Raw genomic sequence first — 12,520 nt, 5'->3', positions numbered from 1 at the left:
ATGAGAGAAAATATTATCTTTTATTTTACAGATCAGCAGAGAGCGGATACCTGCGGCTGTTTCGGACAGCCTTTGGACATTACGCCGAATCTGGACAGCCTTGCAAAGGAAGGCGTAAAGTTTGCTCACGCTTATTCTCCGCAGCCGGTCTGCGGACCCTGCCGTGCATTGTTTCAGACGGGAAAATATCCTACGGAGACTGGGTGCTTTCGAAATAATATCATGCTTCCAAAAGGTATAAAAACACTTGCAGATTATATCGAGGAGGCTGGATACGAAACAGCCTACATTGGAAAGTGGCATTTGGCAAGCGATGGAGAACTGGAGAAAGCGCCGGTGATTGATCATACCATAACAGCCATTCCGAAAGAGCTGCGCGGCGGCTATACCGGGTTCTGGAGAACGGCGGATGTTTTGGAGTTTACTTCTCATGGCTATGACGGTTATGTCTTTGATGAAAATGATAACCGCATCGATTTTAAAGGCTACCGGGCTGACTGCATTATGGATATGGCACTGCAGTTTTTTGATCAGTATGACCGGAAGAAACCGTTCTTTATGACGATTTCCCAGATTGAACCGCATCATCAGAATGATCACAAGCATTATGAAGGCCCACATGGCTCCAAAGAAAAATACAAGAATTTTGTCCTTCCGGGAGATCTGGCAGCGTTAAAGGGAAATGCGGCAGAGGAGTATCCGGATTACCTGGGACAGTGTGCAAGCCTGGATGAGAATCTGGGGCGCCTGATTAAGAGATTGAAGGAAGAGCATCTGTATGAGAATACCGTCATCATTTTTGCATCAGATCATGGTTCTCATTTTATGACAAGAAATACAGACAGTCATCTGCATGGCTATGACGATTACAAGCGTACCTGCCATGGGGCGGCGACTCATGTGCCGCTTGTTATAGCGGGGGGCGACTATAAGGGAGGAAAGGCAGTAGAGGAGCTGGTCAGTACGGAGAGTCTTCCAAAGACGATTCTGGCGATTGCCGGTGTCGATGTGGGGGACGCCATGATCGGGGAGAATCTTCTTGACGTGGTCTGCGGAAAGACAGATAATAGACCTGATGAGGTGTTCTCGCAGATTTCGGAGAGCCGTGTTGGAAGATGTATCCGAACTAGGCATTATCTGTATTCTGTCTATGCACCGGATAAGGATGGAGGTGCTTGTGCAGCATCGGATTTGTATGCGGATGATTTCCTCTATGATTTGAGGACGGATCCGTATGAGTTGAATAATCTGATCCATGATCCGGCATATGACAAGGTCCGGCTAGAGCTGCGGGAGAAACTGCTTGGATGGATCGAGAAGGCGGAACATAGCCGTCCGCGCATTGTAGATGGGGAATAATATTGGAAAGTGGCAGAACTTCCATCTGCAGTGTGAAGGAAAATTGAAAAAGAACTGGCGGGAGGAGTGCATTGAATACAAGGTTATCTACTGACAAAAAGAAATCAGACATTATTTATAACCGGCTTCGCGCGTATATTGACGAAAATAAATTTTCGGCGAATCTGAAGCTCCCGTCTGAGAATGCACTCTGCCGTCAGTTTCAGATCAGCCGGGATACAGTAAGGCTGGCTATGGCGAGACTGGTAGAGGAAAAACTTGTGATCCGGGTCAAAGGCAGCGGTTCCTATATTAATAAAGGGACTGCGCTATCTAGCCGAGTCGGTTTGCAAAACTCTAGTCTGAAGATCGGACTGATTCTGCAGGGTCAGGATTCCAACGCGAATTCCGGTCTGATTGACGGGATTCGGGAAGTGCTGACCGATACGGATGCAGACTTGCAGACATTCTTTACGGACAATAAATTTTCCAGTGAGCGGAACTGTCTGGATGTGGTAGCCCATCAGGGCTTTGATGGGTTTATTGTGGATGGTGTGAAAGCAAGCCTTTTAAATCCCAATCTGGACTGTTATCGGAACATTTATTCCAAAAAAATCCCGGTGATTTTTTATAACAACTATTACAAAGAGTTAAAGTACCCCCGTGTGATCAATAATGATTATAAATGTGCTCGGAAACTGATCGGACTGCTGACCCGAGCAGGGCATAAAAATATAGCCGGCATCTTTGTGTACGATAATTATCAGAGTATTGAAAAATTCAGAGGATATGTGAGTGCATTAAGAAGCGCCGGGATTGTATTTGAAGATGATTATGTGAAGTGGTGCATTTCCAATGAAGCGCATTCAGACGGCTTTTATAAGGAGATTGGAAAATTTTTAAAGAGTCTGCAAAAATGTACTGCCGTGGTCTGCTGTAACTATATGATCCTGCAGTCTGTACTGGCCAGTCTGAAGGAGATGAAAAAGAATGTTCCGAAGGATTATTCTCTTGTCTGCTTTGATTATTCCAATAAGGACTGGAAAGAAACAGGTATTACCTGCTCGATCCATCCTGGTTATGAAATGGGAGTTTTGGTCGGAAGCCGGTTGATGCAGATGATCCGCCAGAAGGATTATTCGGATAATGGATATTCGTATCTGATGGAGCCGCGCATTTATGAGGGAAGATCAATCAGGGTGATCAGATAAGAGGTACAGATAAGATGAAACAGCTTACTGTGATGCTGAAACCGGTATCGTCACTTTGTAATCTCCGCTGCAGCTATTGCTTTTATGATGATATCAGCAGTTTGAGGGAGGCGTCCTCCTTTGGAATTATGACGGAGTCGGTTGCCAGATCAGTGCTCGATCACATTCTGACTGAACTGGAAGCCAAAGACCGGCTGACATTGTCCTTTCGGGGCGGAGAACCAACGCTTGCGGGGCTTGATTTTTACCGGAATCTGACTGAGTATATAAAGCAAAAGAAAACAGAGGTACAGATCTTTTACACGATTCAGACCAACGGTCTGCTTTTGAATGAGGAGTGGTGTGAATTCCTGGCAGAGAATCATGTTCTGATTGGAATTTCCTGTGATATTCATCCGTCCGCACATGATCATGCGCGGACGGATGAAAAAAAGAATGGAACATACCATGATGTTCCAGCTGCAAAAAGGTTGTTTTGATAATAGAATGCAAATGGGGAAATATGTAGATCAAAAAGAGAACCATACTGACAAGGGAAGTGTCTATATGGCAACTTCAAGTATCACTAAAAACGTTATCATTTCCGGTGAAAAGCAAGTAGAGATGTTTGCCAATGCCATTGAGGAATCCTATCGGGATTCTGTTACAAGAAAGCAGGCGTTTGATATGAGAATAACGCATTTACGAGGCTCGGAGGAAGCTCTCCACTGACAACACCGCTGTTTGCGAATAATAAGGAACCGCTTTTTCATAGATGAACTCAAAGTTTACACAGTTCTTAAGCTGTCTCAACAAATGATTTTGAAGGATCATAGAATCTATATCAAAAAGGCTCAACTGTATTTGGTTGTCAGTTCTTCTCATCATAAAAAACACCTACCATATTAATATATTAATTATACCACATGAAAGGTGTTTTTTAGTTTGTCAACAGGCTCAATGTTGTACCTTATCTAACGAAATTCTCCATTCTTTTGATTTATTTTGTAAATTCCATAGTCTATAATAAAGACCTTCTTTTAGCAGCAATTCCTTGTGGTCTCCTTCTTCCACAATTTTCCCTTTATCTAAAACGATAATATGATCAGCATTCTTTATAGTTTTTAACCTATGAGCAATCATGATTACAGTTTTATCGTTAACCAGATTCGATATAGCTTTTTGAACTAAAACTTCATTTCTTGCATCTAAGCTGGAAGTAGGTTCATCAAGCAAAAGAATCGGTGCATTTTTAAGAATGGCTCTAGCAATGGATATTCTTTGTTTTTCACCGCCTGATAGAGTTGAGACACCTTCTCCTACAAGTGTTTCATAGCCTTCTGGCAGCCTTTCAATAAATTCATGACACCCTGCGAGCGTTGCAGCACGAATCATGTCTTCTTCATTGGCATTTTCATTTCCAAACATAATATTTTCTCTTATAGTTTCATGGAAAAGATAAACATCTTGCAAGACCATAGAAATCTGTTCTAACCAAGTATCTGGATTTATTTCATTTAATGGAATAGTTCCGATTTTTATAGCGCCTTTATCAACATCCCAAAACCTAGCGATAAGCCTTAGTAGTGTAGACTTTCCTCCGCCACTTGGACCTACAATAGCAGTAAGAGCGTTTTTTTTAAAAGTACAGGATATATTGTCAATGATATTTTGACCTTTTAAATATGAGAAGCTGACATCTTCAAAATGGATATCCTCTACCTTTGCTATTTTTTCTGCTCCAGACAGCTCTTTTTCTTTCATTACATTATCAATTCTCGTTGCACTTATATAGTGAGATCGGAGTACCGCAGTGTACCTGATCCAAGTAAGAATAGGACTTATAATTTTAGTACCAATGATTATCATACTTAAAAATTCAATTAAACCTATCTCTCCGCCAAGTAATATATAAGAACCAACCAAACACATTAGTGGAAGTCCTGCCCTTGCAAAGGTTAGTGCAAATCCTAAAAGAGATCCTCCTATGGACTCTCCTTTTATACTAACATCCATCAAATGCTGATAAGAAGTTTTAAGTTTAGAAAAACCATCTCCTATTTGGTTGTAACTCCTAAGGATTTTCATTCCTAAAAGATATTCATTTAAACCCTCTGCTGTATCATCTTTAGCAGCTCTTAAACTAACGCTTAAATTTCTAAATACCTTCATTGAGATAAGAATAATGATTGCTGAAATTGGAATAGTAATATAAAAGGCGAGAGCCATCTTCCAATTAAAGTAAAACATAAGGACAGAGGTTACTATGCAGGAAAAAGCAACGCCCAAAAGTCCAGTGAACATCCCTGCCATACTTTGTTCAAGGGCTAAAAAATCTCCTGTAAAAGTATTTATAAGCTCTCCTGAACGTGTTTTAGAGAAAAATCCAAGAGGCAATCTTTTTATTTTCTGTATAAATTCCTTTTTGTTATCTGTAGAATTCCTTGCTCCCGGAAGAAATGTCTTTAAAAAGGTTAGTGTGCTAATAATAAGCTGTAATAAGAAAAAAACCAACATCCATAGGGCAATATTCCAATATCCTTTATCAAAAATCACTTCAGGGTTTTCAAAATATTCTATAAATAGATTGATAGCAAAATAAATGGCTATGGCAGGAAAGGTCATGGTAAAGCCTTCTAAAAAATGCCATGTTGTAGGCTCAACTACTTGTTTTGGATGCCCCATAGTAAATTTTCTTATAATTTCTCTCACTACAGCTCACCTCCCCTTGCTTTTATTTCCCAACTCTCAGCTTCATGCTGTAAATCCCATAGGCTTTTATAAGCTCCATTTTTTTCTAATAGATCTCTATGAGCTCCTTCTTCTATTATTTTTCCTTCATTTAAAACAATAATCTTGTCTGCATCCATAATGCTCCTTAGCCTATGGGCAATAACAAGAACGGTCTTATCCTCAACTAGATTTTTGATAGCTTCTTGAATCAGATTTTCATTTTCTGCATCTGTGTAGGCTAAAGCTTCATCTAAAATGACAATTTTAGAGTCCTTTAAAAATGTCCTTGCTATGGATATTCTCTGTGCTTCTCCACCTGATAGTTTTATATTCCCACTGCCTATTATCGTGTTATAACCATTAGGAAGATTCATTATAAATTCATGGCATCTTGCCTTTTTTGCTGCTTCAATTATTTCTTCATCTGTAGCATTTCTATTCATTGAGATATTATTTTTTACCGTATCAGAAAAAATATGGGTATCTTGAAAAACAAACGCAATTTTCTCCATTAAATCTTTTGTTTTAATAGACCGTATATCTCTGCCTCCAATCCTTATACTTCCCTCATCTACATCCCAAAATCGTAAAATTAGCTGTCCTATAGTGGATTTCCCGCTTCCTGATTCGCCTACTAAAGCAGTCATTTCTTTCTCCTTACAAACAAAAGAAACATGATTAAGTGCCATCTTCCTTAGTGGATCAGCCTCGCTTTCATAAGAAAAAGAAACATGATCAAATACGACATTATTTCCCTTAATTTCATCTGAGCTATCCTTTATAACAAACGCAGCTTCATTTATAATAGTTTCAATTTGAAAAAGACCTGCTTTAGTAAGGTTTATTTGAGTAGCATAGTCAACACAAGTTAGAAGCGGCTCATATAATGCCGGTGCAATAATAAGGGTCATAATAACGGATAGGACAGTATGGCTTGTAGGATCTGTTATAATCAACAGACCTCCTACCGGAACTACAAAAGTCAAAAGAGACAGTACTACACTCTTATACATACTCATAAAAAATGCTGACCGTTTGTAGTTTATAATTTCCCACTGAAGGCTTTCATCAAGATAATTTTCCAGACTCTTTAACATACCGCCAGATTTACCAAATAGCTTTACTTCCGCCATTCCCTTTACATATTCAGAAAAACTGCTTGTAATATTGGTTGAAGCCTTCATATAGCTTGCATATCTTCCCTTTGCCTTCTCACTTCCAAAAATCATATATTGAAAGAAAAATGCAATAACAACTGACACAAGGACTGTTACTGCCATGATTATATTGAGATAACCGATTCCTAAAAAAAGCAATAGCAATACAATAGATGAACCTATTAGGTCAGGCATCATATGGGCGATAATCCCTTCTAGCTTTTCAATATTTTCATCCATGATTTTTTGAATGCTGCCGCTTGTGTTTTTTGAGAAAAATCCTATTGAGAGTTTGCCTAAATGCTCCATAAGCTTAATTCTGTAGGTATACAAGGTCTTAAAAGCTATTTTATGACAACCCAAACCTCCAAGGAAACTAAAAATCAAATTGAGAAAAATAGCTGCTCCTGCAATAATAATCCAAAATATAATCGCTTCTTTAGTTTCTCCTACTGATGTTAAAAATAGTTTACTGATAAAATATACTGATACGTATGGGACAACATTGCATATCATACCTATGACGGATAAACATAAACTGAGTATGAGAAATGCCTTTCCGTCATTTGAATCATAAAAGATATGCTCAAATATCCCTTTAGATTTTTTATTCAAAAAAACAACTCCTTTCACAACCGTATTTTTAGATAGCGCTAACTTGATTAATTTTAGCGTATTTGATGGTGTTTATCAACCTATTATTTCTTCAAATGAGAAAGGTTATATTGGATATTTCTTGTATTTTCAAGACTTTTATAGTATTATATTCTTTAAATAGGAAAGAAAAAACCTTAAGAAAAGCAGGTGTTGATATGAGAACTATAGAAGCTTATTGGAAGGACTTTGAAAATTGGGGCTTTGTTAAGCATTCAAAAGAAGGGAGAAATGACTATATTTTAAAAAATGAAAAAGGTAGCGGAGGTTTTTCTGTCTTAGGGGAGCCTCTAACATCTATGGTAATTATTTCAGATTGCACACTCTCTCAGCCTTTTATTATCAAAGAATATATAGATGAGAGAATGATTGAAGTAGGACAATATTACACAGGAATAGCGTCCTATTATCAAAAAAAAGACACTATGTGCGAATTTGAATATGGACTCAACGCTTATGTAAACGCTACTACTTTCTACGGTTATAAGAGAATTGAGCCTAATGTAAGGCTTCTGAATATTGGTTTTGCTTTTAGAGAAACGTTTTTTTCTTCCCTCCCTATAAAATTAGAAGAAGATTTTTTTGAGAGAGCAGCGATCGTTCTTAATCCTAAACCTGTTTCTATTCCTAAAATAACAGCAATTTGCAGTAGTATGAAAGAATGTACTTTGGAAGGAAATGCCCTAAAGCTTTATATTCAAGGCAAATCATTAGAGGTTTTTTCACTTCTTTATGACTATATTTATAAAGAAAAACTTAAAACTACTGTTTACCTTTCTTCTAAGGACAAATCTATTTTAAATGATGTTAAATCGTTCATAGAAATAAATTTTGCAGACAGATTTACAATTGCTGAACTTACTAAAAGATTTGCCATCAATCAACAAAAGCTGGTAACAGGTTTTAAGGAATCATTTAATACAACTATAAATGAATACACAAAAAAATGTAGAATGACGAAAGCACTCGAATTACTCTATGATGATGAATTATCTATTGTAGAGATAGCAAAAACGGTAGGATATTATGGCGATGGATATTTTCAAAAGGCTTTTAAAGAGATTTATGGTGTCACTCCGAGTCAAATGAGAAAGGATTTATAAAAAGTAAAGGAGCTCGTTTTTTATTATAACCTATCCGAATATTCAAGCATGCAACTATAAGAGGGGTAACAGACTATATTTTTATGGTTCGGGCCGGAAGAAGAGAAGCAGGCATTGAAAGCAGTGGATGAATTAGAATTGACGGACGAGCAGAGAGGCTGTTGATACATTGATTGCCAGAAAAGTTGCACGGTAATAGGACTATCACGTTGTAAAATTTTTAAAAATCCTGCTGTCTATTATTGAAAAATATGGTAAAATAGTACACGGTATCTGGCGCATGTGCGTAAACACAATTATTTTTTACTAAATGAAACTGGAATATATAAGCTATGATAAAAAAGAGAGAAAAAAAGAGAACCTTGAGGACAGAGATAACAATACGTACAATGCTCATATCTGTCTGTATGATGCTATTGGTCTGTGCGGTAATACTCTGTGTATTTTTCTCTTTTTTTTATAAAAAGACCCAAAAGAATATTGAGTATGTTCTGACGAATGTAAGCCAGCAATTCCAGTCCCATATGCAGTTTATTGAGGACGGAGCTGTGTCGATCCGGCATAATGCTATGCTGGAGGATTTCTTTTCAGGAGAAGTTTTTGAACGGTCGATAGCGGAAGCGCAGTTGTCTTACAGTATGGAGCTGTTTTCAGATCGCAACACCATTGAACGATATATTCCCTTTGTTACCAGCGTGTATCTGTTTAATAACCGGGATGACTGTGTGTATGAGCATTATTATGCTTCTACAGTAGCCCTGGAGAAGCTGCAGGAGGAACGATATGCCAGGCTGCAGCGGCAGTTTAAGAAGAGTAGCAGGCAGTACCAGAGCACGGTGGATGAGAAGAGCATGAATCTTTGCTTTCGAATTTATGGTGATGATATGGAGGAAAGGGGGATCTGTATTGCGGAAATCAGCAGAGACGCGGTTGGAATAGTTTTGTCAGAGGTGACTGTGTATAAAAAGGGCAGTTGGGCTGTCCTGTCGTCTGATGGACAGATAATTGACTTTTTTGGAGAGCAAAGCTATATAGAAAAATTGAAAACTTCGGAGAATGGTTGGCAGGGTAAGAGACGAATTGACGGGGAAGCCGTAATAGGCTGTGCCGATATAAGCGGATTTGGCATCCGATCAGTAATAACGGTGGGGCAGGAAAATATTTTTTTTATGTTAACACCGACGATGCTGATTATGGGGAGCGGATTGCTTTTGGCTCTGGTGGCCACAGGCTTTGCGGCCTTTGGGGCGAGCTATCAATTTACCAGGCCAATTACAAGGATGATTGAAAGTATCAGGGCTTTCGGCCGTCCGGATCTTGATGTGCGTATGGAAAATGCCTCCATACAGGAGTTCCACGAGATCGGTATTGTGTTTAATGAAATGGCGGATCGAATCAAGTATCTGATTACGCAGGTGTATGAAAAGCAGATTTTGGCGACACAGTCCCAGGTGAAATACCTGCAGGCACAGATTAATCCGCATTTTCAGTTTAATATTCTGGCAATGCTGGGTATTCAGGCAAAAATGGCAGGTAATGAGGAGGTATATGAAGGCCTGCAGGCCTTTTCAAAGCTGGTTCAGGGAAAGATATTCCGGGAGAAGGAAATAAAAATTAAGGTTTCTGAGGAATTAGAGATTGTGCGGTTTTACCTGTATTTGCAGAGCAGCCGTTTTCGGGATAAAATTTCCTATGAGATTGTTCTGGAGGATGAGGCTATTAATGAGGATTTGATTCCAAGGCTTTTGATTGAGCCTCTTGTGGAGAATGCAGTTTCCCACGGTCTGGAGCCGAAACGTGGGCATGGAGTAATTAAAGTTCGCTTATATGAGAGCAGGGAAATAACACAAAAGGAGGAGGAGCATAAGGAGAAAAGCCGAAAGGACAGGCTGCATATCTGTGTTGAGGATGATGGAGTTGGCTTTGATGCAGAAAAAATAATAGCGGCTGATACAGATGGAAAGGGCTGGATTGAGAAGCAGGAGCATACACATACAGGTTTGGAAAATACGAAGCGTCTGCTCCAAATTTTGTATGGAGATGAGCATGAATTTAAGATCAGCGGAGGAAAAGGCAAGGGAACCAAAATTGAGATTGTCCTTCTGGCTGAGAGGAGTGGGGAATATGTGGAAGGTAATGGCTGCGGATGATGAAGCATACATAAGGGAAGCCCTGCAAAAGATGATTTCCTGGGAGAAAATGAACTGTGTGTTAGCCTCCATATCGACGAACGGTCAGGAGCTGATTGATCATATGGAGGAGGAGCATCCAGATATTATTGTTACAGATATCCAGATGCCTGTGTTGGATGGCCTGGAGGTATGCAGGTATGTGTATGAGACCTGTCCGGAAACACAGGTGATTCTACTGAGCGCATATTCAGCCTTTGAATATGCGAAAAAGGCTATTAAATACAGCGCATGCGAATATGTGCTTAAGGTTTCGGTGCTGGAGGAATTGCCAAAGGCTGTGGAAAAAGCGATTCGGGAGCTGGAGCGGTTTCGCCGGGAAATGGAAGAGGATAAGGCGGGGAAGGAAGAGGGGGGGAGAGGATTATATTTGCAGATGGAGCAGTATATAGAACAGAATTTCCGGCAAAGAATTTCGCTGGATGAAATTGCGGAAAGCCTGCATGCAAACAGAAGCTATCTGAGCAGGCTTTATAAAAGTAAATCAGGGGTTAATCTGTTTGACGCGATTCTGTGTAAAAGAATTGAGGCAGCGAAGGAATATTTGCTGCATACGGATATGAAAACCTATGAAATTTCTGAGGCAGTGGGCTTTGAAGATGCGGGTTATTTTTCCAGAGTTTTTAAAAGACAGGTTGGGATTTCACCAAAAGAATACAGAAAGAAGGAAGGAAATGTGTAAAGGCTGGATACTGGGCCTGGCAGGCGGCATTTTGATGGCCTTCCTCCTTGCCGGATGTCAGAAGAAGCAGCCGGAACAGGTGATGCTTACAGTGATTCATGCATGGGGAGGCACGGAGGAGGATCATGTGGCCATGAGGGAAATTTATGAAAGCTTTCAGGAAAAAAATCCCGATATACAGCTTCGTCTGATTTCCATACCAACCAGGGATAAGATGCTTCGTAAAGTAGAAGACATGATTATGGTAGGAAATATTCCGGATGTTATATCCTTTAGTGGTCTGGGGAGGAATGAGACCTACGATTTTATGGTAGAAAATGATATGGCATTGAATCTGATGCCGTATGTACAACAAGACGGAGCGTTTGAGTCCAGCATTGCTGAAGCGAATCTGGAATACTGGGCCACGGATCGGGGAGAGCTTTTTAACATTGCTGACGTACTGTCATTAAGCGGCGGTTATTGGTATAATGAGGATATATTCCGGGAGGCAGGAATTGAACGGATTCCCCAAACCTGGCAGGAATTTATAGAAATGTGCGAAACCCTGCAGCGATGGTCAGTCAAAGAAGAGGCAGGAATAAAGCCCCTTCGGGTATCGTCAGAAGGCTATCTGTATTTTTTAGATCACATGCTGGCTGATAATGGAGGGGATGCCGAAGGGGCGATACAGAGTCACTGGATGTTTCATGAGGATTGGGAGCTGGAGGCCGCGCTTGATCGGCTGAAAGAGATATATGCCTATTCATCCGCTGAGGATGAGCACTACAGTTATCGGGATGAAACGGGTCTTTTTAATGAGAGAAAGCTGGCGATTTATGTGAACGGAGTATGGGGAGCTCCTATGATTTCAGATGATATTCATGCAGCCTACGCATTGCTTCCTACAGAGTCAGGAAAAGAGATGTCATGTGAATCGGCATGTATGGGCTATGTGCTTGGAAACAGCAAAAATGTAGAGAAGGAGAGAGCGGCAGTCCGGTTTTTGAAATACATGCTGAGCGAGGACGTTCAAACACGTATATTGGAGGAAACGGAGCAGATTCCGGCGAATCCGAAGCTTTCACTTGAGAGCTACAAAGACCAGAAGCCAAGACTTTATCAGGCGGCAGAGCTGGTATTGAATGCTCAGAGGAAGATTGAGGTTCCGGATAATCTCTGGACCAGCGCTCAAAAAGCCGTATTTTCAGACCGCATATTGGAAGTGCTGTCCGGGGAATTAGGGTATAAGGATTTTATAGAATATTTGAAGTAAAGAGAGGGCTGGAAAGAACCATTTACAATAAATATGCAGGATTCATTTAGAAAAAAGAGAAAAGCGCAGTCTGGCATATATGGACAATCCAATATCAGGCTGTGCTTTTTTATTGTAAAATGTGTAAAAAATGTGACTATTAAAGTAAATAAAATACAAAATAATTTGTTGATAAGTAAAAATGATACAAAAATCTGTAAATTAGGTTCATTTAAAACA

At 39.8% G+C, this 12,520-nt stretch carries 10 protein-coding genes; 8 read left to right on the top strand and 2 right to left on the bottom strand.

Annotated features, from left to right (window positions below):
- The 4 genes from FYJ39_RS04925 (at position 1) to FYJ39_RS20435 (ending at position 3,260) form a co-directional block, all read left to right on the top strand.
- Positions 1-1,359, top strand: a complete 1,359-nt coding sequence (locus FYJ39_RS04925) for a sulfatase-like hydrolase/transferase (RefSeq protein WP_154471335.1) — start codon at positions 1-3, stop codon at positions 1,357-1,359.
- Positions 1,360-1,430: 71 nt separating this feature from the next.
- On the top strand, positions 1,431-2,549 hold the full coding sequence (locus FYJ39_RS04920) for a GntR family transcriptional regulator (RefSeq protein WP_154471334.1): 1,119 nt from the start codon (positions 1,431-1,433) through the stop codon (positions 2,547-2,549).
- A gap of 14 nt (positions 2,550-2,563) precedes the next feature.
- On the top strand, positions 2,564-3,028 hold the full coding sequence (locus FYJ39_RS04915; RefSeq protein WP_154471333.1) for a radical SAM protein: 465 nt from the start codon (positions 2,564-2,566) through the stop codon (positions 3,026-3,028).
- Positions 3,029-3,095: 67 nt separating this feature from the next.
- Positions 3,096-3,260 (top strand): hypothetical protein, encoded by a 165-nt coding sequence (locus tag FYJ39_RS20435; RefSeq protein ID WP_195840375.1) that lies wholly within the window; start codon positions 3,096-3,098, stop codon positions 3,258-3,260.
- Positions 3,261-3,485: 225 nt separating this feature from the next.
- On the opposite strand, the gene FYJ39_RS04910 is transcribed toward FYJ39_RS20435, so the two are convergent.
- Both FYJ39_RS04910 and FYJ39_RS04905 read right to left on the bottom strand, forming a co-directional pair.
- A complete protein-coding gene (locus FYJ39_RS04910; RefSeq protein WP_207708692.1) occupies positions 3,486-5,240 on the bottom strand; it encodes an ABC transporter ATP-binding protein in 1,755 nt (584 codons plus the stop codon).
- A complete protein-coding gene (locus FYJ39_RS04905) occupies positions 5,240-7,033 on the bottom strand; it encodes an ABC transporter ATP-binding protein (protein WP_154471332.1) in 1,794 nt (597 codons plus the stop codon). Before FYJ39_RS04905 ends, FYJ39_RS04910 begins: the two co-directional genes overlap by 1 nt.
- A gap of 197 nt (positions 7,034-7,230) precedes the next feature.
- Here FYJ39_RS04905 and FYJ39_RS04900 point away from each other — a divergent pair, with 197 nt between their 5' ends.
- From FYJ39_RS04900 to FYJ39_RS04885, 4 genes are all read left to right on the top strand, one after another.
- Complete coding sequence (locus FYJ39_RS04900; RefSeq protein ID WP_154471331.1) at positions 7,231-8,175, top strand: helix-turn-helix domain-containing protein; 945 nt, start codon at positions 7,231-7,233, stop codon at positions 8,173-8,175.
- 332 nt (positions 8,176-8,507) lie between these two features.
- On the top strand, positions 8,508-10,325 hold the full coding sequence (locus FYJ39_RS04895; protein WP_154471330.1) for a sensor histidine kinase: 1,818 nt from the start codon (positions 8,508-8,510) through the stop codon (positions 10,323-10,325).
- The gene (locus FYJ39_RS04890) at positions 10,300-11,046 is read left to right on the top strand and encodes a response regulator transcription factor (RefSeq protein ID WP_154471329.1); all 747 of its coding nucleotides are present in this window, start codon (positions 10,300-10,302) and stop codon (positions 11,044-11,046) included. Before FYJ39_RS04895 ends, FYJ39_RS04890 begins: the two co-directional genes overlap by 26 nt.
- Positions 11,039-12,301: an ABC transporter substrate-binding protein gene (locus FYJ39_RS04885; RefSeq protein WP_195840374.1), complete on the top strand. Its 1,263-nt coding sequence runs from the start codon at positions 11,039-11,041 to the stop codon at positions 12,299-12,301. The genes FYJ39_RS04890 and FYJ39_RS04885 overlap by 8 nt, the downstream gene beginning before the upstream one ends.
- Positions 12,302-12,520 lie beyond the last annotated feature (219 nt).

This window comes from Clostridium porci (assembly GCF_009696375.1).
GTDB classification, from domain to species: Bacteria; Bacillota; Clostridia; order Lachnospirales; family Lachnospiraceae; genus Enterocloster; species Enterocloster porci.
The sequence above is the reverse complement of the archived record's forward strand: the minus strand, read 5'-3'. Positions and strand labels throughout refer to the sequence as shown.